Source organism: Protofrankia sp. Cas3, assembly GCF_963555955.1.
Classification (GTDB): Bacteria; Actinomycetota; Actinomycetes; order Frankiales; family Frankiaceae; genus Protofrankia.
Genome location: NZ_CAUVXP010000085.1, coordinates 1 through 25712 on the forward strand (window position 1 = coordinate 1; position 25712 = coordinate 25712).

The 25712-nt window shown below is 69.9% G+C and carries 24 protein-coding genes; 15 read left to right on the forward strand and 9 right to left on the reverse strand.

Annotation, left to right across the window (positions count from 1 at the left end):
- The coding region (locus U9983_RS16235) for a tetratricopeptide repeat protein (RefSeq protein WP_322754835.1) at window positions 1–700 on the forward strand (700 nt) is incomplete at its 5' end.
- Window positions 700–1644, forward strand: coding sequence for a trypsin-like peptidase domain-containing protein (locus tag U9983_RS16240; protein WP_322754836.1), 945 nt, complete (start codon window positions 700–702; stop codon window positions 1642–1644). The genes U9983_RS16235 and U9983_RS16240, both read left to right, overlap by 1 nt.
- Before the next feature lie 69 nt (window positions 1645–1713).
- Here U9983_RS16240 and U9983_RS16245 read toward each other — a convergent pair whose 3' ends face one another.
- Window positions 1714–2211 carry a hypothetical protein gene (locus U9983_RS16245; protein WP_322754837.1) on the reverse strand — a complete coding sequence of 166 codons (498 nt, stop codon included), beginning with the start codon at window positions 2209–2211 and terminating at the stop codon, window positions 1714–1716.
- Between the two features lie 224 nt (window positions 2212–2435).
- Here U9983_RS16245 and U9983_RS16250 point away from each other — a divergent pair, with 224 nt between their 5' ends.
- Window positions 2436–2981 carry a DUF6584 family protein gene (locus tag U9983_RS16250; protein ID WP_322754838.1) on the forward strand — a complete coding sequence of 182 codons (546 nt, stop codon included), beginning with the start codon at window positions 2436–2438 and terminating at the stop codon, window positions 2979–2981.
- 72 nt (window positions 2982–3053) lie between these two features.
- Here the strand turns inward: U9983_RS16250 and U9983_RS16255 are convergent, their stop codons facing one another.
- Complete coding sequence (locus U9983_RS16255) at window positions 3054–3185, reverse strand: hypothetical protein (protein ID WP_322754839.1); 132 nt, start codon at window positions 3183–3185, stop codon at window positions 3054–3056.
- Between the two features lie 109 nt (window positions 3186–3294).
- Here U9983_RS16255 and U9983_RS16260 point away from each other — a divergent pair, with 109 nt between their 5' ends.
- The 4 genes from U9983_RS16260 to U9983_RS16275 all read left to right on the forward strand — a co-directional run bounded on the left by U9983_RS16260 (window position 3295) and on the right by U9983_RS16275 (window position 4782).
- Entirely contained in the window at window positions 3295–3534 is a 240-nt protein-coding gene (locus U9983_RS16260; RefSeq protein ID WP_322748674.1) for a type II toxin-antitoxin system Phd/YefM family antitoxin, read from the forward strand.
- A complete protein-coding gene (locus U9983_RS16265; protein WP_322754840.1) occupies window positions 3531–3956 on the forward strand; it encodes a type II toxin-antitoxin system VapC family toxin in 426 nt (141 codons plus the stop codon). The genes U9983_RS16260 and U9983_RS16265 overlap by 4 nt, the downstream gene beginning before the upstream one ends.
- Before the next feature lie 214 nt (window positions 3957–4170).
- Complete coding sequence (locus U9983_RS16270; RefSeq protein ID WP_322754841.1) at window positions 4171–4368, forward strand: hypothetical protein; 198 nt, start codon at window positions 4171–4173, stop codon at window positions 4366–4368.
- 9 nt (window positions 4369–4377) lie between these two features.
- Window positions 4378–4782: a type II toxin-antitoxin system VapC family toxin gene (locus U9983_RS16275; RefSeq protein ID WP_322754842.1), complete on the forward strand. Its 405-nt coding sequence runs from the start codon at window positions 4378–4380 to the stop codon at window positions 4780–4782.
- 289 nt (window positions 4783–5071) lie between these two features.
- On the opposite strand, the gene U9983_RS16280 is transcribed toward U9983_RS16275, so the two are convergent.
- From U9983_RS16280 to U9983_RS16295, 4 genes are all read right to left on the reverse strand, one after another.
- Window positions 5072–6649, reverse strand: a complete 1578-nt coding sequence (locus tag U9983_RS16280; RefSeq protein WP_322754843.1) for an ATP-binding protein — start codon at window positions 6647–6649, stop codon at window positions 5072–5074.
- Between the two features lie 163 nt (window positions 6650–6812).
- Complete coding sequence (locus U9983_RS16285; RefSeq protein WP_322754844.1) at window positions 6813–9194, reverse strand: CoA transferase; 2382 nt, start codon at window positions 9192–9194, stop codon at window positions 6813–6815.
- Window positions 9195–9202: 8 nt separating this feature from the next.
- Window positions 9203–10336, reverse strand: a complete 1134-nt coding sequence (locus U9983_RS16290) for an acyl-CoA dehydrogenase family protein (protein ID WP_322754845.1) — start codon at window positions 10334–10336, stop codon at window positions 9203–9205.
- Between the two features lie 144 nt (window positions 10337–10480).
- Window positions 10481–11971, reverse strand: coding sequence for a fatty acid--CoA ligase family protein (locus tag U9983_RS16295; protein WP_322754846.1), 1491 nt, complete (start codon window positions 11969–11971; stop codon window positions 10481–10483).
- Window positions 11972–12213: 242 nt separating this feature from the next.
- On the opposite strand from U9983_RS16295, the gene U9983_RS16300 reads away from it, so the two are divergent.
- From U9983_RS16300 to U9983_RS16320, 5 genes are all read left to right on the forward strand, one after another.
- Complete coding sequence (locus tag U9983_RS16300) at window positions 12214–13131, forward strand: acyl-CoA dehydrogenase family protein (protein ID WP_322754847.1); 918 nt, start codon at window positions 12214–12216, stop codon at window positions 13129–13131.
- Window positions 13132–13147: 16 nt separating this feature from the next.
- Window positions 13148–13708: a pyridoxamine 5'-phosphate oxidase family protein gene (locus U9983_RS16305; RefSeq protein WP_322754848.1), complete on the forward strand. Its 561-nt coding sequence runs from the start codon at window positions 13148–13150 to the stop codon at window positions 13706–13708.
- 63 nt (window positions 13709–13771) lie between these two features.
- Entirely contained in the window at window positions 13772–14434 is a 663-nt protein-coding gene (locus U9983_RS16310) for a TetR/AcrR family transcriptional regulator (protein ID WP_322754849.1), read from the forward strand.
- A 62-nt stretch (window positions 14435–14496) separates the two neighbouring features.
- Window positions 14497–15657: an acyl-CoA dehydrogenase family protein gene (locus U9983_RS16315; protein ID WP_322754850.1), complete on the forward strand. Its 1161-nt coding sequence runs from the start codon at window positions 14497–14499 to the stop codon at window positions 15655–15657.
- The gene (locus U9983_RS16320) at window positions 15654–16451 is read left to right on the forward strand and encodes an enoyl-CoA hydratase/isomerase family protein (RefSeq protein WP_322754851.1); all 798 of its coding nucleotides are present in this window, start codon (window positions 15654–15656) and stop codon (window positions 16449–16451) included. Before U9983_RS16315 ends, U9983_RS16320 begins: the two co-directional genes overlap by 4 nt.
- Before the next feature lie 114 nt (window positions 16452–16565).
- Here the strand turns inward: U9983_RS16320 and U9983_RS16325 are convergent, their stop codons facing one another.
- The 3 genes from U9983_RS16325 to U9983_RS16335 are packed head-to-tail and all read right to left on the reverse strand — an operon-like array spanning window position 16566 to window position 20703.
- On the reverse strand, window positions 16566–17792 hold the full coding sequence (locus U9983_RS16325; protein WP_322754852.1) for a cytochrome P450: 1227 nt from the start codon (window positions 17790–17792) through the stop codon (window positions 16566–16568).
- Window positions 17793–17806: 14 nt separating this feature from the next.
- Window positions 17807–19246: an aldehyde dehydrogenase gene (locus U9983_RS16330; RefSeq protein WP_322754853.1), complete on the reverse strand. Its 1440-nt coding sequence runs from the start codon at window positions 19244–19246 to the stop codon at window positions 17807–17809.
- Window positions 19243–20703: a hypothetical protein gene (locus tag U9983_RS16335; protein WP_322754854.1), complete on the reverse strand. Its 1461-nt coding sequence runs from the start codon at window positions 20701–20703 to the stop codon at window positions 19243–19245. Before U9983_RS16335 ends, U9983_RS16330 begins: the two co-directional genes overlap by 4 nt.
- A gap of 145 nt (window positions 20704–20848) precedes the next feature.
- On the opposite strand from U9983_RS16335, the gene U9983_RS16340 reads away from it, so the two are divergent.
- The 3 genes from U9983_RS16340 to U9983_RS16350 all read left to right on the forward strand — a co-directional run.
- Complete coding sequence (locus U9983_RS16340) at window positions 20849–21985, forward strand: amidohydrolase family protein (RefSeq protein WP_322754855.1); 1137 nt, start codon at window positions 20849–20851, stop codon at window positions 21983–21985.
- Between the two features lie 28 nt (window positions 21986–22013).
- The gene (locus U9983_RS16345; RefSeq protein ID WP_322754856.1) at window positions 22014–23222 is read left to right on the forward strand and encodes an amidohydrolase family protein; all 1209 of its coding nucleotides are present in this window, start codon (window positions 22014–22016) and stop codon (window positions 23220–23222) included.
- Between the two features lie 149 nt (window positions 23223–23371).
- Window positions 23372–25712: ABC transporter substrate-binding protein (locus U9983_RS16350; RefSeq protein ID WP_322754857.1), on the forward strand; the 2341-nt coding region annotated here is incomplete at its 3' end.

Here is a 25712-nt window from a genome sequence, read left to right on the forward strand (position 1 = left end):
CGAGCTCTACCGGCGGTTGGCCGAGGTGGCCCCCGACGCCTACCTCCCCGACCTCGCCGGGTCGCTGAACACTCTGGCGAACCGGCTGTCGGAGGTGGGTCGGCGCGCCGAGGCGCTCGCGCCCGCCACCGAGGCGGTCGAGCTCTACCGGCGGTTGGCTGAGGTGGCCCCCGACGCCTACCTGCCCAACCTCGCCGGGTCGCTGAACAATCTGGCGGCCTTCCTGTCGGGGGTGGGTCGGCGCGCCGAGGCGCTCGCGCCCGCCACCGAGGCGGTCGAGCTCTACCGGCGGTTGGCCGAGGTGGCCCCCGACGCCTACCTGCCCAACCTCGCCGGGTCGCTGAACAATCTGGCGAACCGGCTGTCGGAGGTGGGCCAGCGCGCCGAGGCGCTCGCGCCCGCCACCGAGGCGGTCGAGCTCTACCGGCGGTTGGCCGAGGTGGCCCCCGACGCCTACCTCCCCGACCTCGCGATGTCGCTGACCGTGATGGCATCGGTCCTTCGTGGCGTGAAGGGAGAAGACGCGGTCGCAGCGGCTGCTGAAGCGGTGGAAATGTTCGGCGTTCTGGCCGGCCAGCTTCCCGAGGTCTTCGGTCCCCGTTTCGAACATGGTTGCCGCCTCCTGGCTGATCTTCTCGACGACGTGGACCGCGGAGAGGAAGCTGCAGAGATCCGTGGACGACTGGCCGAGGACATGTGATGGCCGTCGGAACACTCGGCGGCCTCCCTTTCGTGGCCCGCATTCGGATCGATGATGGTTGGGGGTCGTGTTTCGCGATCGGCGGTGGCCTCGGACTCACTGCCCGGCATATATTCGCTCGCCGCAACGAGAGGATCGTGCGGTGCTCGCTGGATGTCGAAGTCCCCGTGCCCGGTGCAGTTCGCTTGGTGCGTGCACATATTCTCGACGACGACCCGGATCTTGATATTGTCCTGTTGGAGTTCGAAGAGATTCCCGCCGAGTTCCGCGCCTTGCGCCTTTCTGTGCGGGCTCGTGTATTCGGGCCGGTCGGGCTTTGGGGTTTTCCCATCGGGGTTCGAAGTCAGGGCATGTTTTCGCTGAGTGGAACCTTGACTGCCGACCGCACGCTCGTCAACGATCGATACTGCCTGCAGTTTCACCTTGACCAGCAGGACAGCCTGGCAGGCATTGACGTGGGAGGATGTAGCGGTGGCCCCCTCGTTGACAGTGACATGCTGACTTTCGGCTTGATGCTCGGATTGCCTGAAGACCGCCAGAAGGATCCGCGTTACGGCCGTGAGAACGTAGCCGGCGCCTTGGCCGTCCACGTCAATTATCGGGAGGATGGTCGGATGCAGTGTCCGCTGGATCGGGAGCAGTTCGAGCGGATCGCTGCCGGTCAGCTGACGACTCCCGATGGCATCACCTACACCCGTCGCACGACGAAGACGGCGCGTCGCGTCTGCGATCAGAGGATCGGTGCCGGATCGCCGCTTGTCATCTATTACTGGGCGGCGGGGCAGATGGACTACGTCGACGGGGCAGACGGCCAACGCCGTTGGCAGGAGGTCCGCAGCGCGGTGACGCAACATCCCCGGTCCGGTGGCGATGTGGCGTACACGGCGGGTATCTGGGTGGACGGCGACGGTCGCGAGATCGTCGTCCTGACCGGGCACTGCTGAGATGATCGGTTCGATGACCGCCATACCTGTGGCGTGAGCGGCCGGGTCGCAGACGGTGGGCTGATTGCGCTATCGGGTCGGGAAGGGCGCGAGGTCCCGTTCCCATTGCTCGGCCGCGTCGCGGATCTCGTCGATCCCGAGGTGGAGGGACAGGCAGAACGCGCTCCAGTGCCAGCGGGCGTCCTGCGCCGTCCACGGCGGTGCCGCTTCCGCCGACAGGTGCAGGCGGAGGTGCGTTGTGTGTGGGTCCTGGCTGTGCAGGCTGAAGGCGAGGTTCGGCTCGGTGAAGGACAGGACGTCGTCGGCGTCTTCGTCCGGGGCGGGGCAGCGGGTCACCTGCCCGGTGGCGACCCGGTGGAACCACTGGGCGAGGCCGCGGGCCTCCCAGGTGGTCAGGCACGGCTCGGTGAACGACCAGCCGCGTCCGTCGGGCGCTTGGACGTCGCCGCGTACGACGAGCCAGTTGGCATCCCACCTGTCTCTGTCCGTGTCGGATCTCACCGAGTGGAACTGGTAGCGGACGGGGCGCAGCTCGACGGACGCGCCGGTGCGGGAGAGCAGTTTCACAGGGTCAGTTTCACAGGGTCAGCGTCGCAGCCCACGGGCCATGGGGGTGCACCGCGGGGCCAGTGCGGATAATTCGGTCGCTGTGTGCGGGGGTGGGGGGCTACGGTCGCCGTGGTCCCCGGCCGCGCCCGCATCCTCGCGGTTCGCGGTCGAGGGCCGCTGTGACGGGCCGTTGCCCGAAGCGTCCACCCACGTCGGCCCGGATCGGCGGGAAGGGATCCGGAATGGTCGAGCTGGCGGTGGAGGCGTCGCGTGCGCGGGTGGTCGCGGCTGCCCGCGCCGAGGTTGCGGCCGGCCGGCTGCCGTTCGCCCGGGATCGGCTGGCCGGTCTGCTGGCGCAGCATCCGGCGGATCCAGAGGCGCTCGATCTGCTGGGCGCGGTCTGTCGGGAGCTCGGCGACGAGGTTGCGGCCGGACGCTGGTGGTTCCTGTCCGCGCGGGACGACCCCGAGGCTGACGCCGCCCGGGCGGCGTTCCTCGCGGCGCAGGCCGAGCCGTGGAAGGCCGCGAACGCGCTGCGGGTCCGCGCGCCGGCCGAGGCGTTCCCGGCCGAGGTGCAGGTTCGGCTGGCCGATCTCGTCAGCGAGGTGGCGGCGGCCGGCGGGTCGTGGGTTCCCGGTCAGCGGGCTCCGCTGACCCCGTCCACCGCGACGCAGACGTGGTCATGGACGGACTCGTTCGTCATGGGCGGAATCCTGCTGTCCACCGTTGGGGTCTGGCTGGTCGGCGTGATCACTCTCGTCGTGCTGGTCGTTTCCGCCGCTTCCTGAGTCGTAAGAACGGGCTCGGACCGGCGGGGTAGAGGCCGACTTCTGCCGACCCCCACAGACTTTGGTGAGGCGCTAACGGCCTTGGGAAGCGACGAGATCGGTCGGGTCGGTGTTCGCGCCGCACAGCACCACGGCGTCCTCCACCGCGATCCGCCGGTTCCTCGCCACGCCCTCATGCGACGACATGACACTGGCGTCCGACACGATCTATTCCGCCGTCGCCGTAGATGATCTAGTCGGCCGCGCCGCGTTCTTCGCCGCCCGTAGGGAGTAGTGTAGGTACGTACCTACACTACATTGGGAGGTGATCGCGATGAGCGTGGTCTCGTCCCGGGAGTTCAACCGCGACGTGAGCGCGGTCAAACGGGCTGCCGCGAGCGGCCCGGTGATCATTACGGATCGTGGTCGGCCGTCACACGTCCTGCTGTCGTTCGCCGACTATCAGCGGCTCACGGACACGGCCGGCAGACTGGGAGACGCGTTCGTCCTGGACGAGGACATCGATTTCGAGCCCGCGCGCCCGCGGGACTCGCTGCGCGAGGTCGACCTGTGAGTTTCCTGCTCGACACCAACGTCATCTCGGAGCTCCGCAAGCCGGCCAAGCGTAGGGATGATCGATTCAACGCCTGGGCAGGGGCTTTGGCGCCATCGGACACATTCCTCTCGGTCATCACCGTGCTGGAACTGCGCGCCGGCATCGAAAACAAGCGACGACACGACTCGGGACAGGCGGCAGTCCTCGAGTCGTGGCTGGATCACAACGTGCTACCCGCATATACGGGCCGGCTGCTCGACGTCGACCAGGCCGTCGCCGACTCGGCGGCGAGACTCCACGTGCTCGACCGGCGCCCTGCTCACGACGCTCTGATTGCCGCCACCGCCCAGGTACACAGCCTTACGCTCGTCACCCGCAACGAGTCCGATTTCGCCCCGATGGGCGTCCCACTCGTCAACCCTTGGACCTCCCATCTGTAACCATCCGCGGTGCGGGTGCGACGACGCCCAGCGTGCCGCCGCTTCGGTGCCGGGACCAGCACGGCCTTCCGTCACGTCACCGCCGTCCGTGCCGGTGTGCGGGAAGGCGACGGTCCCGTCTGACAACAGACGGTTACGGGTAGCGACCGGCACACTGCCGTATCATGGGCCCAGCCCGCAGCCAGCCGGAGACACCAGCGAGGAGGCCCTCGTCATGAGCACTCCGGAAGCCGATCGTCCGTTGTACCCGCCGCTGCGCCCCCCGGTCACCGCCGAGGAGCTCTTGGCCGCCAAGGGCACCCAGCCCATCCGGTCCCTCGACGACCTTGCCGCCGACACCTTCGACTCCGACGAGGAACTCGACGAGTTCCTCGCGTTCACCTATGCCGAGCGTCGACGCGACGTCGCCTGAGCCGCCGCCATGCAGCCTGTCGTCCTGGACACCGACGTCGTCTCCCTGAGCCACAAACGCAGGCTCGACGGGCCCGTGGCAACCCGTCTGATCGGCCGTCGACCCCTGATCACCTTCGTGACCTTCGGCGAGCTGACCAAGTGGACCGACCTGCGAGCCTGGGGCGGCCGCCGACGCCAGGAGCTCGCCGACTGGCTCTCCGGAATCCCCGTGCTGCCCGGCGACGAGGCAGTCGCCGCCGCCTGGGGCAGGCTCTCCGCGGACGCCACCCGGGCAGGACAGCCCCGCCCGGTCAACGACATGTGGATCGCGGCCTGCTGCCTCACCCACAACCTGCCGCTCGCCACCTTGAACCTCAAGGACTACGCCTATTTCAAGGATCACCACGGTCTGCGGATCATCGGCGAGGAATAACGGCTGCTCGCCCACCGACGCGGAGTCCGGACCTACCAGACCTGAGGAACGCGTGTTCGAGTTGGCCCGCAAGGTGTCCGCCTACGCGTTCACTGGGCGTCGCCCCTGGTCAGGAGGCGCGTAGAGACCGGGCGGATGGTGATTTCGGGACTTTCAACCAAGATTAAGAGGTTATTATTCTGGCGCGTTAGGTCCACCAGTCGAGCCTTGGGTGGGTGTCGCATGCGCTTCGACCTGGGCTTTTAGCGGTTCGCGACGACCCCGTCGCTGGGCGGACTCGCCCGCGGATTCAGCCCTGCAGGAGGGTGATGGTGCGGCCAGAAGGGCTGGTCGTCGTGGTGATGACGGTACGTTCGGCGATGTCGGGGGCGTCGGGGCGCTGGTCGAAGATGGCCAGAGTGCCGGCGTCCAGACCGAGGCGGTCGAGGTAACGGTCGAGCTGCTTGAGGCCCTGACGTAGCGGGTTGGCGCGACCCACTCTCCAGGTCTTCAGCTCGAGGGCCTCCCGCTGGAGGTGACGGGTGCCGTCGGGGGTGGTGTAGGGCCAGCGGACGTGCAGGTCGATCCGGCCGGCACCGACGCCGTATTCGCGTTCGACATAGCCGCCGCCGTTCACGACGCGCTGAAGGTAGCCCATGAGGATGAGCTGGGGCGCGGCCTCGTTGTAGAAGCCGCCGGTGATGAGAAAGTCGCCGTGCTCGATCCACCAGTCCGCGAACTCGTCGAGCACCTTCGGGAAATCGAACGTGCCGTCGGGACGGATGAAGGAGCGCGGGTCGGCGGTGACGCTTTCCTGGATGCTCGACGACAGGACCCGGACAATGACCTCGCGGTAGATCGGGTTGGCGACCCGGACGGGGGCCCTGTGCGCGATAAGGCCCAGGTCACGCACGTAGCTGACGTCGTCGTCATACGGCTCGATCGTCAGAACGTCGCCGGAGAGCAGTGGGCCGAGTATCCGCTGGACACGCGGCTCGGCGAGCCGGGCAGCCAGCGAGTCCAAATGAGTCGCCCGGGCAAGGATCAGGCGTTCCTTGGCCTCCTCCAGGTGGTCGACCGTGATCGCCTCCGCGGTGGGGACCGCGAGTTTCTCGATGACCTCGCGGGCCAGCGCGTTGACAAGCCACGGCTGGCCGCTGGTCAGCTCGAAGGCGTGTTCCATGGCGCCCGGGGCGAACGGCTGCCCGGTGTCGGCGGTGTGCTCGCCGTAGAGCACGGCCACCTCCTCCAGGGTGAAGTCTCCCAATCGCAGCGACTCCAGTTTGATGTTGAATGGGCTCGAGGTCCCGAGACGGGCCGGGTCGCCCCCGGCTGCCGCTTTATAGTCGCGGACGTCGCGCAGGCCGCACAGCGCGACCGACGCGGGGAAGTCGCGCGGCCGGCTGCTGTAGCCGTCGCGGAGCTGGCTGAGAACACTGATCAGACTCTCACCGCGCAGAGCGTCGATCTCGTCGAAGAACAGCACCAGGGGCCGCGGGCAGATCTGCGCCCACGCCCGCAGCGCCTCGACGAGGAGGGTGCTTTCCGACGCCTTCGGCCACGGCGGCGGGCGAAGATCCGCCGGCAGCGCGTCCTCGGCGCTCGCCCGGATCCGGTCGAGGATGCCGCGGGTCGCGGCGGCGTAGTCGTCGCCCGCCGCGCGGCCGACCTCGCAGGAGAACCGCAGCGCCGCATACCGGCCACCGGCCGTCAGCTCATCGGCGAGCGCCAGCAGCGTCGTTGTCTTCCCCGTCTGTCGCGGGGCGTGCACGACGAAGTAGCCCTCCCGCGCCACCAGCCCGGGAACCTCCGGCAGCCGTGACAACGCCGGGACCATGTAGTCGATCCCCGGCCGGCACGGTCCCGCCGTGTTGAACCGACGACCCATGGAAATACTCCCCGCGGCGGCGACAGTCGAACACGCTGGTCACGACCCTACCCGCCCACCGGAGATCGACGATCACCAGTGGTCGCCTTTCGGTCGGACGGCGTCGTCGTCGTTTCCGGGCCCGTCACTCCTGCCAGCGGACGGCACGCTGATCCCGACCGGCTCAGCCGTGCTTCGGCTTCGTCCCGATCACGCCCGCGGCCTCCCACGCGGCGAGCTGGGCGTCGGAATGCCCGAGGAGGCCGCCGAGGACCTCGCGGTTGTGCTCGCCCAGGAGCGGCGGGGTCCGTCGATGCACGGGCGGGTGCGGTCCACCGGAGAAGCGGATCGGGTAGCCGGAGTGGGTCGCCGATCCGACGACCGGGTGGCCGGCGAGATCCTCGAAGAAGCCGCGGGCCTGCAGCTGCGGGTTGGAATCCAGGAAGGCGCCGTTGCCGACGACCGCAGCTGGCACGCCGTGGCTGACCAGGACGTCTTCGACCTCGGCCGCGCCGCGTGCGGACGTCCAGGCGTTGATGGTCTCGTCGATGGCGTCGTGCTGGGCCCGGCGCTGCTCGCGGCTGTTCAGGCAGTCCCATCCAGACGGCTCACCGAGGGCCGTGCGCAGCCCGTGCCACTGTCTCTCGGTCTCGACCGAGACCGCGACCCAGGTGTCACCGCCGGAGTCCGCGCAGAGGTACAGCCCTTGCGGTGCCGCCGTGGGGCTCCGGTTCCCGTCCCGCTTCAGGAGTGCCCCGTAGGCGCTGAACTCGGCGTACTGCTCGGCGCAGATGTTCAGCGCTCCGCCGAGCATCGGAGCCTCGATGAGAGAGCCCTCTCCGGTGCGTCGGCGGTGTTCGAGGGCCAGGGAGATCGCGATCGTCGCGTGTGAGCCTGCGAGTGGATCGCCGACGGAATTGGCGAACTGCGGCGGCGTGTCGGGGTAGCCCGTCATCCAGGCGATGCCGGAGACCGCCTCAATGGTCTGTGCATAGCCGGATCGGTCCCGCCACGGGCCGTCGGAACCGAACGCTGGTAGTCGTGCGTAGATGAGGTCGGGCCGCACGGCCTTCAGGACGTCGTAGGTCAGCCCCCACGAGGCCATGACGCGGGGCGTGAAGTTCTCCACGAGGACGTCCGAGTGTGCGACAAGCTCGAGGAGCAGCTCCCTGCCCTCCTCGCTGCCCAGGTCGAGGGTGATGCCCCGCTTGCCCGCGTTGCCACCGTGGTAGCTCGGACCTGTCTCCCACCAGAGGTCCTCGCGGAACGACCTGGCGCCGCGCATCCTCATGCCGTCCGGCCGGGACACGGACTCGACCTTGATGACGTCGGCGCCGAGCATGGCGAGCACGTAGCCGACGATGGGTCCTGCCCAGAACGCGGTGAGGTCGCAGACCCGTAGGTCCTGAAAGGGGAGCGCCGCCGGTTCGGTCCCTGTGGTCAGCTCTCGCGGGGCGCAGGTGGTCGTGACCTTCGCGGTGTGCTCGCCGAGCATGGGCGCCGGCGCGAAGTCACGCAGCTGGAGGCTGCTCCGCGGGAAGCGGTAGGGATGGTTGGGCTGGACGAAGCCACCCCGGGGGTTCGTCGTCATGAGCCCGTTGGCCACCAGGTGGTCGAACCGCGGTGTGAGCGCACCGTTGCCGACGGGGGCGACCGGCACGCGCAGCGCCTCTGCTATCTCGATGACCTCGTCGGTGGTGTGCGTCGTCATCCAGCCGGCGATCACGGGCGCCAGCTCGTCCCGCCGGCTGATCCGCTGTTCGAGGCGGATGAGGCTCTCGTTGTCCATCCAGTCCGCCCGCTCGACCATCAGGCAGAAGTCGAGCCACTGCTGGCCGGTCACGACCATGAACGCGACCCAGCCGTCCTTGGTGCGCTCGATGCCGGGGAAGTTGAGCAGGCGGCGGGTATACGGCGGGACCCCGGCGATGCTGCGGTAGTTGACCTCGTACATGGTGTGGGTCAGCACGATCGACTCGAGCATCGACAGGTCGAGGAGCTCACCCTGGGCGGTGCGCAGGCGTCGGCGGTAGGACGCGAGGAGGCCAACCGCGCCGATCATGCCCGACAGCCACTCGCCGGTCCGCCCGCCGACGCAGACCGGTGGCCGGCTGGGGGTGCCTCGTGCGAACACCCCGCCCGAGATGGCCTGGAGCGTGAATTCGGTGGCCGGCCGGCCGGCCCACGGGCCCGCCAGTCCGAAGGGGGTGATCGACAACACCAGGGCGGTCGGGTTGAGCTCCCGCACCCTGGCCGGGCTCATGCTGGCGGCGAGTTCGGACCCGGGTGACCAGACGATCGCGTCCGCCCAGCGGACGAGGTCCAGCGCCTCCTCGAGGGTGGGCACGGCGGACTGCTTGGACGCGGCGAGGACCTTGAACAGGGCGCCGTCGTCGTCCGCGGCGATGGCCGCGCCGCTCGCTGACCAGCGGCGCAGGGGGTCGCCGGCGGCGTCCTCGCACGTGACGACCTCAGCTCCGGCGTCGGCGAGCAGCTTGGTCGTGTAGCCGCCGGCGATGCCGATCGAGAGGTCGAGGACGCGGAAGCCGTCCAGGGGCGCGGGCACGGGTTCTCCTATCGGTGTCTGGGCAGGCCGAGCACGCGTTCGGCGATGATCGTCTTCTGGATCTCCGACGTGCCGCCGCCGATACGCAGACCGAAGGACGTGAACCACGGCTGTGACGCGGACTGGTCGTGGCGGGCGTGCAGGTGCCGGACGTCGTAGTTCAGCTCGGTCGCGAGGAGCTTCAGCGCCGACGGTCCCGCCCCTTCGATGCCGGCTTCCTGCTCGTCAACCGACTGTTCGAGCAGGGCTCGCACGGCGAGGGCGCGCACGGTGAGTTCCGCGACTTCCGCGGTTGCGACGGGATCGTCGGCCACGAGCTGGCTGAGCCGGCGCAGCGCATGCAGGGCGCCGAGCACGATCGGGGCGGTGATGGTGCTGCGCTCGAAGAGCAGGGTCGTCGTCGCCACCTGCCAGCCCTGACCCACCGCTCCGATCACGTTGGTCAGTGGGACGCGTACCTCGTCGAAGCGCACCTCGCAGAACTCGCTCGGCCCGCCGATCGTCCGCAACGGCCGGATGGTGATACCGGGAGAGTCCAGGTCGACCACGGCGTAGGTGAGACCACCATGTCGGCTGAGCGGATCCGTGCGCACGAGCAGCTCCGCGATGTCGGCGTACTGCGCGAACGTGCTCCACCGCTTCTCGCCGGTGACTATCAGGGCGTCCCCGTCGACGACGGCCCTGGTGCTGATCGCGGCGAGGTCCGACCCGGCGCCGGGCTCGGAGAAGCACTGGGCCGCGATGATCTCTCCCCGCAGGATGCCCGGCAGCCATCGTTGCTGCTGCTCGGGAGTGCCTCGCGCGATGACGGTCGGCCCCGCATGGGAGAGGGCGACGAGGAACAGGCCCGTCATCGTGTCCCCACCGGCGAGCGCGATCTCCTCGTGGAACGCCAGCTGCTGGCGGGCACCCGCGCCACGGCCACCGTGGCTCTTCGGCCACGCCACGCCCGCCCAGCCGCCGTCGTGTAGCTGGCGCTGCCAGGCGCGTTGGCGCTCGACGTCCGCGGGCGTGAGCTCATCGGCGATCGCTGAGCCACCATGCACGGGTGGCGGAGTGTGGTCGCGCAGGAAGCCACGGAGCTCGGTGCGGAAGGAGTCGAGGTTGTCGCTCTCGACCGCGGTCGGGGTAACCGTGGTCACGAGGCGGCGTCCAAAGTGAGCATCGCAGCGAAGCGAGGAGCGGAGCGGCGGACGGCGCCGGGGCGATGGGTCACGAGGCGGCGTCCAAAGTGAGCATCGCAGCGAAGCGAGGAGCGGAGCGGCGGACGGCGCCGGGGCGATGGGTCACGAGGCAGCCTCCTCGGTGGTCAGCAGCGCGGCGACGGTTACTCGGTCGACCTTGCCGGTGTCCAGGCGCGGGATGGCGGCGACGAACCGGATCCTGCGGGGGAGCTCGTAGGCCGCCAACTCGGCCCGCAGGGACTGGCGCAGCCCCTCCTCGGTGAGCCCGGCCCCGCCGCCGCCGCCGCCAACGACGACGACGACGGCGACCGGGATCTCCCCGAGCCGGTCGTCCGCCACGCCGGCCACGGCGCTGTCCACCACTCCGTCGATCCGGTTGAGCGCGCTCTCGACCTGTGCAGGGTAGACGTTGAAGCCTCCGCAGAGAATCAGGTCCTTGACCCGACCGACGACGCTGACGAACCCGTCGGAGTCAAGGGCACCGAGGTCACCGGTCGCGATCCAGCCGCCCGTCGTGGCGGCACTCAACCGACCGTCGGCGTCGAGGTAGCCCGACATCGCCGACGCGGCGCGGGCCTGGATCTCCCCGATGCACCCCCGCGGGCGCTCCATCCCGTCGGTGTCGACGATCCGCACCTGGACGCCCGGAGCGGCGCGTCCGACGCTGCCCGGGGGCCGCCGTCCGGCCGCGACGTCGTCGGGCCGTTCGAACGCGATGGCGCCGGCGAACTCCGTCTGGCCGTAGTTGCGCAGCACGGGTACGCCGTAGCGGGCCTCGAAGGCGACGCGCGTGGTTTCGGGCAGCGGCGCGGTGCCGACGGTCACGCTGCTGACCCCGGGGAGCGTGACCGACGCAGCTGCCTGCACCAGCTCGTAGACCATCGACGGGGTCAGGCGCAGCACGCCGATCCTGCTCTCGGCCGCGATCCGCGCGACCAGCTCGACGGAGAACTTGTGGCACAGCAACACCGGCTTGCCCAGCCACCAGGACGTGAGCGAGGTCAGGAACCCGCCCATGTGCGCGACGGGGACGAACACCGGCTGCGGCTCGCGGGCCGGTGTCCGCACCGGTCGGCCCTGCGGTGGTAGTCCGCTGCCGGCGGCGATGCCGCGGATGCTCGCTTCGAGCGCGGAGAAGGCGATCGCGGCGCCCTTGGGCCGCCCGGTCGTCCCCGAGGTGAACATGACCAGGGCCTCGTCGGGAGGTGCGGTGCGGGCTTGGGTCGCCGCGCCCACGGGGTGCAGACGTGCGTCGAGCCCGTCCGGGTCCGGCTCGACGATCGTGGCGCAGCCGGCCTCGCTCGCCCGGCGGGTCACCTCGGCGTCCGGCAGCAGGCGCCCGAGCGAGACGACGCTCCCGCCGGCCCGCCACGCGGCATGAAGGGCGACGACGGAGGCGAGGTCGTTGCCCAGGCGGACGCCGGTCCGGGTACCCGGCTGCAGCCGGCTGCTGAGCGCCGCACTGGCCGCGGCGAGCTCGCCGAACGTCGCCGAGGTCCCAGCCGGGGTGCTGACGGCGAGCGACAGGGGGTGCTGCGCGGCTGTACTGGCGAGTAGTTCACGCAGCGGCGCTCGCCAGGATGAAGTGCTCACAGGGGCAGTGTCCGGGCAGGCAGGGCACCTGGACCCACGCCCGATCGAAACCGCCGTTCTCGACTGGATGCTTGCGCCCGTCGCCGCGGGCGAGTCGACTGGTGGACGTTATGAACCTTCTTCCCAGTGCCGACGGTTGGGCTCTAGCGCGAGCGACGCGTGAGGTTCTCGAGCGCGAGGGTATCGCCGCGACAGTGCGCCGCGAGGCGGGCGTAGGCGCCACGGGCGCTCGGCGTGAGCGCATGGTGGACTTGGCGGAGCTGGGTGTTCCCGCGGTTCTCGCCCCCGATCCCCACGGGCTCGGCCTGTCCTGCGTCGACGCGACCCTCGTCGCCGAGGAGGTGGGGCGGGTACTGCTGGCCGAGCCGGTGCTCGATGCGGCGGTCGTGGCCACGGCACTCCTCGCCGCCGGCGGCGCCGCCGGTACGGCGTTGGCGGAGCGGATCCTCGCGGGCCACGTGGTCGCGGCGTTCGATCCTGCTCCCTCAGACCTCGCGGTCGTGGCCGAGCCGCTGCCGCCGGACGTCCTGCTGGCCCCGGCCCCGGACCGTCGCTCGCTGCGGGTCCATGCGGTCCTCGGTGATCCGGCGGACGTCGACGACATGGACCCCACCCGTCCGCGGGTGAGCCGCCGACTTCGCGATCTCCCGGTGGTCGACGAGATCGAGATCGAGGGCGAGGGCGAGATCGAGGGCGAGATCGCCGGTCCCGTCCTCCTCGAACGGGCGTCGGCGCTCGGCCGGATACTGCGGGCAGCCGAGCTTGTGGGGGCGGGTGAGGTCGCGATCGCTACGACCAAGGTCTACCTGGGCGGGCGCGAGCAGTTCGGTCGGCCGATCGGGGCATTCCAGGCGGTCCAGCACCAACTTGCGTCCGCCTGGTCCGGGCTCCAGGCCGCCCGCGCCTGCGTGCGAGCCGCGGCTGCCGCGTGGGACTCGCGGGATCGCGACGCCCACGCGCTCGCCGCGGCGGGGAGCCTGGCTGCGGTCGAAGCCGTCGCCGTCGCCGGCGAGCGCTGCCTGCACCTACACGGCGGCATGGGCTACGCCTGGGAGACAGGCATGCACCTGACGGTGCGCCGGGCAGAGGCGGTCCGGCGCCTCAACGGTCCCCGACACGCACTCCACGCTGCGGCGCTCGGCGCGCTGGCAGCCCGATGAGCGAACCGGAGGTGCCGTGAGCGTAGGAGCGAGCAAGCGGAGTGGTCGGGCGACGGAGGAGCCCGGCCGCGGAGGGCGCGAGCGAGGGAGCGAACCAGGGACACAGGGCATCCAACTGACCGAGCAGGAGGCGTGGGAGCGCATCCGCGGCGCCCATACCGCGATCGTGACGACGCTGAAGGCTGACGGCTGGCCGGTCGCCCTGCCGAGCTGGTTCGTGGTCGACGGCTCGGACATCTACCTGCGTACCCCGGCGAAGAGCAGGAAAGTGCTGCGCATCAGCCGCGATCCCCGCGCCTCGTTCCTGATCGAGTCGGGGCGGGCCTGGGTGGAGCTGACCGCGGTCCAGCTGTCGTGCGAGGCGACGGTCCTGGACCGCGCGCTCGACCGGGAACAGGCGGTCCGCGTCGCGGAGCTGAGCGACACGAAGTATGCGGGCTTCTCGTTGCCGACCGCGGGGCTGCCTGCGGCGACGGCCGCGCACTACGGATCGGGTATGGCCACGATCCGGCTCAGACCGGTCGGCCCACCGCTGACGTGGGACAACAGCCGCATCCGCCTCGCAACCCATCGATAGACAGGGCTCACGCTCGCGCTTACCGTCGACACCGTGAACGAGGCAGGGTTAGTTCGCCCCCACGTGCTTTCGACCGGTCCAGCGGCGAGTCCAGAGGACGAGGTGGCCCGCCTGACCGCCGCGGCGCGGGCTGCGCTGGCCCGTGGCGGCTGGTGGGGCTTCAAGGTCGAGAGCGTGCTGCGCACCGCCGGCCTGTCGACGCGGTGCTTCTACCGTCACTTCGAGACCAAGGATCACCTCCTGCTCCACCTGCTGGAGGAGGACGTCTCGCGGGCGAGCAAGCGCCTCGAACGGGTGTGCACCGACCCTGACCCGCTGGTGCGGGTCCGCGCCTGGTTCGACGGCGTGCTGGACATGGCCTACGTGCCCCGGGTGGCGAAGCCGACCGTGCTCTTCGCGACGCACTGGCGCCACCTGCTCGGCATCTTCCCGGACCAGGTCGAAGCCTGCCGCGCAGCCCTGACCGCGCCGCTGGTCCGCGCCCTGGCGGATCTGGTCGCCTCCGGTGCGGCCGGCCCCGGCGTCGACGCCGAAGGTGACGCCCTGGGCCTGTTCCACATCGTGTCCGGCCCGGCCGCCGACGTCATCTCCCGCGGCGGGTCACCCGACCGCGCGACGACCGAGGCACAGATCCTGCCCCTGGTGGACCGCATCCTCGGCGTCACGCTCCCGGCGGCCAGCCGTCATGCATGGCAGCTCGAAGACGGCCGACTCGAAGACGGCTGAGAATCTGCTTTCCCGCCGGAACCTTGCCCGGCCGGCACCCGGCGCAGTTGGCTGGAAGCGCCATGGATGAGACACCCGTGCAGCTGCGTGCCCGGTTCGCCGAGTTCCTCGACACCCACGACCCTGGACCCGCGCCCAAGGATGTCGGCGAGCGCCTGGCGTGGCAGCGGTCCTGGGCCGCTCTGCTCGTCGACGAGGGCTTCGCGGCGCCGGGGTGGCCCCGCGAGTGGGGCGGCATGGAGCTGTCCCTCGCCCATCAGGTCGCCTACACCGAGGAGCTTTCCCGGCGCCGGCTGCCGGCGCACCCGAGCGGGGGCACCTTCGTCGTCGGCCCGACGTTGATCGTGCACGGCACGCGGGAGCAGCGTGAGCGTTACCTGCGGCCGGCGCTGCGCGGGGACGAGATCTGGTGCCAGGGGTTTTCCGAGCCGGACGCCGGCTCCGACCTCCCGAGCCTGCGCACCCGCGCCCGCCGCGACGGCCGCGACGGCGACCGGTACGTCGTCACCGGGCGCAAGGTCTGGATCACCAACGCCCGCGCCGCCGATCGCATGTTCGCCCTGGTGCGCACGGGTACGCAGGAGCAGCGCCAGGACGGCATCACCTACCTCCTGATCGACATGCACGCTCCGGGCGTCACAGTCACTCCCCTGGTGGACATGACGGGCAACACGTCGTTCTGCGAGGTCACGTTCGACGAGGTCCGCGTGCCGATTTCCGATCGCGTCGGCGAGGAGGGCGGGGGCTGGCGGATCGCCCGCACGAGCCTCGGCCACGAACGGTCGACGGCCTTCATCACGCAGGCGTCGAAGTACCGCCGCGTCCTGGACGAGCTGGTCGCGCTGGCGATACGCCTCGACCGAGCCGGTGACCCGCTCGTCCGCCAAGCGCTGGCCAGGGCGGAGACAGACCTGCAGGTCGTGCGCCTCGGCGGGCTGCGGGTCCTCGGTGACCTCCTGCGGGGACGCGAGCCCGGTCCGGCGGCGTCGTTGGGACGCCTCGTCTTCACGGAGTTCGAGCAGCGACTGCACGCTCTCGCCGTCGAGATCACCGGACGGTCGGCGGTGCTCGCGCCGGGCAAGGCCCATCCGGTCGAGGGTGGGCGGTGGTCGGCGGGCCTGCTGGCCACCCGCGCCAGCACGATCGGGGCGGGGACCGCGGAGATCCAGCGCAACACCATCGCCGAGCAGGTGCTCGGCCTCCCGCGAGAGCCGGCGCCGTGAGCACCGGTGAGGTTGTTGTCAGCACCGACGGCGGCCTGCGGGAGATCGTCGTCGACCGGGCGCCGGCCCGCAACGCGCTGCGAGCCGTCGACATGCACCGGATCACCGACGCCGTCACCGACGCGGTCGACGGCGGAGCCGTCCGGGCGATCCTCCTCCGCTCGGCGGGGCCGCACTTCTGCGCGGGCGCGGACATCGTCTCGGTGAACGCGCCCGGGGCCGAACGCCCCGTCACCGGCGGGCTGATCCGGGCGGTCCGCGCGGGTGCGAACCGCATGATCCAGGCGCTGTGGGACTGCCCGCTGCCCGTCGTCGTCGCCGTGGCGGGCCGGGCGATGGGCCTGGGCGCTCACCTGGCACTCACCGCCGACGTGATCGTAGCCGGGGAGGGTGCGTCCCTCGTGGAGCCCTTCGCCGGGCTGGGCTTCGCGGTGGACAGCGGCGGTACGTGGCTGCTCGCGCGCCGGGCCGGGCTCGGCGCGGCCACCCAGGTGCTCCTGCGAGGGAAGCCCCTGGATGCGCGGCGCGGCCACGAGCTGGGCGTCTTCGACGAGGTGGTCGCCGACGCCGATCTCGTGGCGCAGGCGGCCCGGATCGCGGGTGAGCTGGCGGCGGGGCCGACCCTCGCGCTGTCCGCCACCAAGGGACTGCTGCGCCGCGGCCTGACCACCGACCTTGCCGCCGCCCTCGAGTCCGAGCTGGTCGCCGTCGAGCTCACGGTGCGCAGCAGCGACTTCAAGGAGGGCATAGCCGCCTTCGGTCAGCGCCGCAAGCCCGAGTTCACGGGACGCTGAGACACCCTTGGTCACGGTGACAGCGGTTCCGACTTACCTGCTTCAGGGGGCTTAGAGCGACCGGCAACAGGGGACGCGGCGTCGCGGGGCTGGGGTGCGCACCTCGTCAGCGGCTCAGCCGAACGTCAGCGGCAGGGTCAGGAGTCCGCGGACCGGGCTGTAGTGCGCGACAGGCCCAGTGCCCGCTGTGATGCGGTAGCTCGGGATCCGTGCGTGCCACTCCTCCATCGTGATCGCGATGATGCGGCGGGCCAGGTGCATGCCGAGGCAACGGTGCGGGCCGACCCCGAAGGCGAGGTGGCGGGTGACCGTGCGGCGCAGGTCGATCTCATCCGGACGGTCGTAGGTCTCCGGGTCGAGCCCGGCCATGCCCCAGCTCATCAGGACCATCTCACCGGGCTCCAGCCGCACCCCGCCGAGCGTCGTCTCCTGGGCCACCAGTCGCGCCGTGGTGAGTACCGGCTCGTGGCGGATCAGTTCCTCCATCAGGCGAAGGCGTTGCTCCGGATCAGCCGCTGCCTTCTGCAGGTCCGGTCGCGTCGCCAGTCGCGCCCAGGACAGGCTCAGAACCGAGGTGGTGGTGTCGAGCGAGGCCATCATGGTCACGTAGCAGGCGTTGACGATGTCCTCGCGTGGGATGGGTTGGCCGTCGATGCGAGCGCGCAGCAGGTTGCTGATCACATCGTGACCGTCGGTTCCCGTTGCGGCACGCTCCTGCACCTGCGAGTCGAAGAACGCGAGGATGTCCCGGTTGGCGTCCTGCACGTCCTCGTTGGTCCTGGCGTTCGGAAGGCCCTCGCGGACGAGCCAGTTTTTGAAGTCGAGGAGTGACTGGAGCCGTTCCCGCGGCACCCCGAAGTTCGCCAGAAAGGCCTCGGCTGGCAGCGCGCCGGCGATCGCGGACACGAAGTCGCAAGAGCCCTTTTCGGCGACGGCGTCGATGAGTTCGACGGCCGCGGTGCGGATCGCCGGGGTGAAGTGGTTGACGGTGCCTGGGGAGAACGAGTCCGCCAACGCCTGGCGCCACACCCGGTGGTGTTCCCCGTCGAGCTCGAGCGGGATGAGCCTTGCACCACCGCCGAGGGAGTCCCGCCAGGGGATGAGGTTCTTCTGGTTGACGAAGACCTCAGGCCGGCGGGCGATGGACTCGATGTCCTCGTAGCGGGTGGCGATCCAGTAGCCACCGAACTCGTCGCTGTGCAGGAGTGGCCCCGCCGAGCGGAGCTGCCCCCAGGCATCGAGAGGAGCCTGCGGGTCGCCCTGCAGCCACACCTGGAACGTGCTGAACCTGCGAGCGAGATCCTCGGTCGTGGTGGGGGGTGTCACGGCGGGTGCGGTCACGGGGACTCCTCGGGTCAGCTGTTCGCGGGCATCGCGATGGACTTGAGCTCGAGGTAGGGCTCGAGACCCTCACGGCCCCACTCGCGGCCGAGCCCCGACTGCTTGAAGCCGCCGAACGGTGCACTCGTGTCGTAGGTGAAGCCGTTGACGTTGAAGGTGCCGGTGCGCACGCGTCGCGCCACGTCGAGTCCCTGCTGCGGGTCCGCGGTCCACACGGCACCGCACAGCCCGAACGGGGAGTCGTTGGCGATGTCGACCGCGTCGTCCACGGTCTCGTAGGGGATGACGCACAGCACCGGACCGAAGATCTCCTCGCGCGCGATGCGCATGCCGTTGTCCACGTCGGCGAACAGCGTCGGTTGGACGTACCAGCCCTTGTCCTGGCCGTCGGGTCGTCCGCCACCGGTGACGACTCGCGCTCCGGCGTCGCGGCCGGCCTGGAGATAGCCCTCGACCCGCTCGCGCTGCTCACGGCTCACCAGCGGCCCGAGCACTGTGCCCGGATCGAAGGGATCTCCGACCGGTAGGTGGCCGACGATGGCCGCGGCCCGTTCGACGATCTCGGCGTAGCGGGAGCGCGGAGCGAGCAGGCGGGTGAGGGCGATGCATGCCTCCCCGTTGTTCAGCATCGCGCCCTGGACCGCTGTCGGGATCGCCGCGTCGAGGTCGGCGTCCTCCATCACGATGCACGCCGACTTGCCACCGAGCTCCAAGGTGACCCGCTTGATCTGCCGACCGCACAGGCCGGCGATCCGCCGTCCGGCGACCGTACTGCCGGTAAAACTGATCTTGTCCACGCCGGGATGGGTTACGACCCGCTCGGATACCTCACGGTCGGCGGCGACGATGTTGACGACGCCGGCCGGTAGCCCCGCGGCTTCGAGTACCTCGGCCAGGACGTAGGTGTCCAGGGGCGTCTGCGGAGCCGGTTTGACGACGGTGGTGCACCCGGCGAGCAGAGCCGGCGCGAGCTTGCCCAGGAGCAGCCCGAGCGGCGCGTTCCACGGGATGATCAGCCCGGCCACGCCGACCGGCTCCCGCCGCACGACCATCGGACCAACGCTGCCCGCGCGGCGCTCCTCGAACGAGACGTGCTCGGACATCGCGGCGTAGTACCGGATGAGGGCCGAGGACACCTGCGCCATCCGGCTGAAGGTGATGGGTGACCCCATCTCCGCTGTGATGAGCTGGGAGAGTTCCTCATGGCGGTCGTCGAGGAGGTCCGCCGCCCGCAGCAGGACCTGTGCCCGCTCGTTCGCGGTCAGGTGGGGCCACGGCCCTTCGTCGAAAGCCGCGCGGGCAGCGCCCACCGCGGCATCGACGTCTGCGATCTCGGCTCGCGGGATGCTCCCGATCACCTCCTCGGTGGCCGGGCTCACCACCGACAGGCGACCGCTGCCGGCCGGCTTCCTGCGCTGCCCGCCGATCCAGAACGCATCGTGGTCGATCGTCATCTGGACTCCTGTGTCGTGGGGACCGTGCTGGTGTTGAGCCCGTCGGCGCCTCTCACGTCGCACATCTGCCCGACGGGCTGGCGGTCCGGGTCGGCCAGTGCGTGCAGGCTCCGCGGGTCGGTGACGACGGATGCGAACCGCCGCGCGCCGTCGTCACGGCCGATGATCCAGCCGCGGGCGGGTGTGCCGTCCCGGTCGTGCTCGACGGTGAAGGTCTCGATCCGCCCGCGGCCTGCGACGGCCGAGGCGTACCCGGGGACCGGCTCGGTCGTCGGCGGGACTTGTGCCGGCTCAGCCCAGGGCCGCGCAGGCCTCGTCGGTGCGATGACCATCGCGTGGTGTTTGGTGAGGTACTCGCCGTTGGCGTAGACCAGCGTCCGGCCACGCAGGCGATGCGCAGCGACGATCGCGTGCAGGCAGTAGTCGTTCGCCGGTCCGCCGAAGGATGCCAGGCCGCCCGTGACCGTGAGGGGACGTTCCTTCTCGAGCCCCAGGTGCAGCGCCGCCAGCTTGGGGACGATCGGGAAGCACGAGTACAGGTCGATGTGCTCGAGGTCCTGTGCCGTGCACTGCGCCTGGTCCAGGCAGGCGTCGAGGGTGGCGGACAGGCCGGGGGAACGAGCGAATGTGGCGCGCCGCAGGACATCGGTCGAGTCGGCGGCACCGGCCGAGGCCCAGATGTGGGAGATCCGTTCGTCGGGGATGCCGTGCTCGCGAGCCGTCTCGAGGTCGCAGAGCACGACGGCGGCACCCTGGTCGACCTTCGGGTTGGCGGTCATCCGCACGGTGTAGGGCCAACAGGTCATCCGGTTGCCGTCGGTGGCCTCGTAGACCTCCCGAGGGGTGAGGTGACGTGGCTTCCATGCCGCGGGATTGCCGACGGCGACCTCGCTCATTGCGGCGAGGATCTCCCCCGACCAACGCTGGGCCTCCTCGAAGCTCTGCCCGAGTTCGGCACGTAGAGCGTTCTCGAAGAGCGGGTAGTTACGCAGCGGTCTGTCGATGCCGTAGCGGAGCATCTCCTCGGTGCCGCGGACGGAGCTGGGTAGCCGTACGGGTCCGCCTGGTCGGTCGGACCACGCGGGCGGGTTGCCGGACGTGCTGGCCCGCGCCAGGGACGCGGCTGCTTCGGCACCGCCGACGAGCGCGGCGTCGATCTGTCCCACGGCGATGAGGCGTGCCGCGGTCTCGATGAGGGCGAGCGGCTGGTTGCCGCCGACCTCGCTGTGCAGGGTATGGCCAGGCGCCGCACCGACGAGCCGCGCGACCTCGGCGGGCAGGTCGTCATAGCTCCACGACAGGACACCGACGATGAAGATCGCGTCCAGCGCGCTCAGCAGTGCGGCGGGGACTGCGTCGTGGGCAGCCTGCGCGATGAGCTCGCAGGGCTCGCTACCGTCGCCGCGCAGGTCCGCGGCGCCGACGATCACAGGTATTCGGGGCGCGGTCGGGGACACGCGGCGAACGTATTCCGGCCGCGGGCGTACACCCACACGACGGGTCGCCCCGGGCTGAGAACGACGTTGTCGACGACTTCTCCCTCGGCCCCGTGCCGCCGGTGCTACAAACAGGGACCGGTTTAGTACCCGAGGGAGCGGCATCGTGTTCGACCTCTTCAGCGTCGACGACCACATCATCGAACATGCGAAGGTCTGGACTGACCGCCTGCCGGCCAGATATGCGGACGACGCTCCGCACGTCATCGAGCGGGACGGCCGGGAGTACTGGGTCTGGGAGGGCGAGACGTTCCCCCAGATGGGCCTGAACGCCGTGGCGGGCAAACCGCAGGAGAAATGGAACCTTGAGCCCGTCCGCTTCAGCGACATGATTCCCGGCTGCTACGACCCCCGCGCGCGCGCCGAGGACATGCGCGAGGACAACATCCTGGCGAGCCTCTGCTTCCCGACGCTGGCGGGTTTCGGTGGCCGGGTGCTGAACAACTACGCGGACAAGGAACTCGCCAGCCTGTGCGTTGCGGCCTACAACGACTTCCACATCGACGAGTGGTGTGCCGCCGCGCCCGAGATGTTCGTGCCCTGCATCGTCGGCCAGGTGTGGGATCCGGTCGCCATGGCGACCGAGATTCGACGCTGCGCCGCCAAGGGCGCCCGCGCCCTGTCCTTTCCCGAGGGCACGGTTTCCCTCGGCCTGCCGTCACTGTTCAGTGACTTCTGGAACCCCGTCTGGGAGGCGTGCACGGAGACCGACATCGTCGTCTGCATGCACATCGGCTCCAGCGGCGAGCTCACCAACCCGGCGCCGGACGACGGCCCCTTCGTCCTTCCGATCGCTCTGGGCAACGTCAACGCCTGTGCGGCGATGGTCGCGTTCGCGATGAGCCCGGTACCTCGCCGGTACCCCACGATCAAGCTGGCCCTGTCCGAGGGTGGGATCGGCTGGATCCCGTCGGCCATCGAGCGGGCCGACCGCCAGTTTCTCAAGCACCGCCTGTGGGCGGGCATGGACGACCTGCTCCCCAGCCAGGTCTGGGAACGCAACATCTGGGCGTGCATGATCGAAGAGCCGTTCGGCGTGAAGGTCCGGCACGACGTAGGTATCGACAAGATCCTCTGGGAGTGCGACTACCCCCACGCCGACACGCTCTGGCCGCACAGCCAGAAGCAGGTGGCGGAGCTTCTCGCGGACGTTCCCGCCGCCGAGGCGAAGGCGATGACCAGCGGCAACGCCGAGGAGCTCTTCCGTTGGAAGATCGGCGTCGGCGGCGTCGGCGGCGTCTGAGCGGCCCGGGAACAGGAGCGAGCGTCACATGGACATCCCAAAGATCATCAGCGTTGACGATCACGTGATCGAACCCCCGACGCTCTGGTCGGACCGCCTGCCCGCGAGGTACGCCGACCGTGGGCCCCGCCTCGAGCGCCGACACGGTCGCATGATCTTCGACGGGGGGCTGACGTTCAGTGAGGAGCCGCACCCCGACGCGGGTCCCGTCGACCTGTGGCTCTACGACGATCTGGTGTGGCCACTACCCCGTGGGATGGCCCAGGTCGGGTACCTCGACGAGCCGTCGGCGGCGTCGGTGACCTACGACGACATCGTCCCAGGCTGCTGGCAGCAGAAGGCTCGGCTGGAGGCGATGGACCACAACCACACCGAGGCCAGCCTCTCGTTCCCCAGCTTCTCCCGCTTCTGTGGCCAGACGTTCCTGGAGCGGGAAGACAAGGAGCTTGCGCTGCTCTGCGTCCAGGCCTACAACGACTGGATGATCGACGACTGGTCCGGCGGCGCCGCCTACGGCCGGCTCATCCCGTGCACCCTCGTTCCGCTGTGGGATCCCGAACTCGCCGCCGCCGAGATCTTTCGCTGCGCCGGGAAGGGTTCGCATGCGGTCGCCTTCTCCGAAAGCCCGGTCCCGTTGGGGCTCCCCAGCATTTACGGCTCGCACTGGGAGCCGTTCTTCCGCGCGTGCGACGAAACCGACACTGTGATCAACATGCACATCGGATCGTCGTCACAGATGGCGATGACGGCGCCCGACGCGCCGTTGGAGGCCGGTATGGCGTTGACCGCTGAGAATTCCGTGCACGCGTTCGTGGACTGGTTGTGCTCGGGTGTCCTCGTGCGCCACCCCAAGATCAAGATTGCGCTCTCCGAGGGCCAGGTCGGCTGGATGCCATTCATGATCGAGCGACTGGACTCCGTGTGGGAGCGCAGCCACTACTACGGCAACAAGCTCCGGGACGCGCTGCCCGAGCCACCCAGCTCCTACATCGCCGGTCGGGTCTACGGCTGCATCTTCGACGACATGCACGGCCTCGCGAGCCGTGACGTCGTCGGCATGGGCCAGATCATGTTCGAGACCGACTACCCGCATTCGGACTCCACGTTTCCCCACTCGCGCGAGACCGCCGAGAAAATCGTCACCGCCGCCCGGCTCACCGAACACGAGACCTGGGCGCTGCTGCGGGGCAACGCCATCGAGTGCTTCGGCTTGGCGCGCATCGGCATCACCCGCTGACCGATCCAGGTCACCAGGTCCGAGAGATACGGCAGTCGGCAGTCGGCAGTTGCCACGGGGATGGAGACCTCAGCATGGCGGCGAAGGAAAAAGCTTCTCAGGAGCTGTTGACAAGGCGCCCCCGCGCTCCCCACAAGGTGGGCGTCTGCATGGAGTTCGCCGGGGGCACCAACCTCATCCAGGACTTCTACGACGGCATCCGGCTCGCCTTCGCCGAGGCGGAGGAGCGCGGCGACGTCGACCGCGCGATCGAGCTCGTCATCCGCGAGGTCCAGGGACCGATGCGGGGTACCAGCTCCGTCGTCGTCGACGCCTGGCGAGAGCTCGTCCACGACGAGGACTGCCTCGCCGTCATCGGACCCGTGGTCACCGAGGCCAACCTGGCTCTCGTCGACGAGGTCAACCGCACGGGCGTGCCGACCATCAGCTTCTGTGCCACCTTCGACTGGGCCGGCCCCTACGCCTTCGCGCTGCAGAACGGCGGATTTCCGGACGAGGCAGTGCTCCTCGCCGGCTACCTCGCGTCCCAGGCAATCACCCGCGTCGCGTTGTTCCGCGAGGACGGGATCATCGGCGAGGAGTACGGTGCCGCCTTCCGCGCCGCGGCCAGGCGCTACGGCCTCACCCTTGTCACCGACCACGTCGTCGGACTGTTCAACACCTATGAGCCGGTCGAGCCCGTTCTGCGGGCAGCTCACGAAACAGGCGCCGAGTGCGTCGTCGTCCTGTCCGCCTACGGCGCGCTGATCCCTGTCCGCGCCGCGGTCAAGGCGGTCGGCGACGAGCTCGGCTGGAACCCCGTGAAGGTGCAGAACACCACGTGGGTCGCCATCACCGCGTTCGGGGGCGCAGGTGACTACGACCAGGCCGCGCTCATCGCGGACTTCGACGGCTGGATCGGGCTCGACCAGATCCACGAGGGCAACCGGCACTTCCAGGATGTCCTGTTCCGCTTCGAGAAGCGCTTCGGTCGCAGACCCTTCCACGCCTACGCGGCTCTCGGTTTCGACCACGGCTTCGTCGTCGCGGACGCACTGGGCCGGATGCGGCCCCCGTCGGCCCAGGGGCTCACCGACGCCCTCGAGCGCACCCGCATGGTGCCGGCGTGCATCGGTGGACCGGGCACCGTCATCAGCTTCGGACCGCACGACCACCGTGGCTACAAGGGCGACTACGTCGTCCTGCGCACCATCGCCGACGGTGTCGAGCAGCTGGTCGATGTGACGTGGGCAGACCTGCTGCAGGCCTCGCCACTGGGCGTCGACGCTGCGGGCGTCAAGGGTGCGGACGTCGATGGTGCGAGTCACGCCCTGTCCGGTGCCGGCACCCGTTACAGCCTCGTCGGCGACCGCACGCCCTTTCGCATCGGCGTGCTGCAGGACTGGGCGCTGTGGGCGCCGGTCGAGAAGTGGTACGACGGCCTGCGCCTCGCGTTCGCCGAGGCCTTCGAATCAGGGCTCCTCGACCGCGAGGTCGAACTGGTCTTCCGCGAGGTCGAAGGCCCGCCGGACGGCCGTGCCGCCGACGTCGTCCGCGCGTGGCGGGACCTGGTTCACCAGGAGAAGGTCCTCGGGGTCGTCGGTCCGTTCATCACCGACCTGACTCGCATCCTGCGGGACGAGATCGAGCGGACGCGCGTTCCGGTCATCTCCTACTGCGCGACGACGAAGTTCGCCGGGGACTTCTGCTTCCAGACGCCCAACGGCACCTTCGCCGATGAGACCTTCCACATCGCGCGCCACCTTCTCCGCCGCGGTGTGACGCGGGTCGGAGTGGTCCGCGAGGACAACCCGATCGGCGACGAGTACTACGACTGGTTCCGCCTCCACGCCCGCACCCTCGGCCTACAGGTCACCAGCGATCAGATCGTGTCGCCGCGGGTCACCGACGGCGAGATGGACACCGCGCTGCGGGCGGTCCGCGCGTCGGGTGCACAGGGTCTCGCCCACCTGGGATATGGCCTGTCCTTCTACGCCGTCCTGTCACAGATGGCCCGCCACGTCAGCGAGGGCTGGGACGTCCCCCGAGTCACGATCACCACCTGGGTGCTGTGCAGCGGCATGGACCAGGAGCTCGGCAGCCCGGCGCTGATGAACCTCCCCGCGCCTGCGGAGATGCTCGAGGGCTGGGTCGGGGTCGATCTTCTGCACGAGGGCAACACGGTCTTCCAGGGGTTCCAGGACCGCTATGTCGCACGTTTCGGGGGTGCGAAGCCCTACGGCTGCTACCCGGCGCACATGTACGACATGGGCCGGGTGCTCGCCGAAGGTATCGCCCGCGCACGCCCGGTCACCCCCGAGGGCCTTGCGAAGGGACTGGAGAAGGTCCGGATGGTGCCGGCGACGATGGGAGCCCCGGGCACGGTGCTGGGCTTCGGGCCCTACGACCACCGCGGTTACAAGGGATCCGACTACCTCGTCCTGCGCACCGTACTCGGCGGCCGCGAGGGCCTGGTGGAAGAACTCATGCCGGGCTTGGAAGCACCTGCCT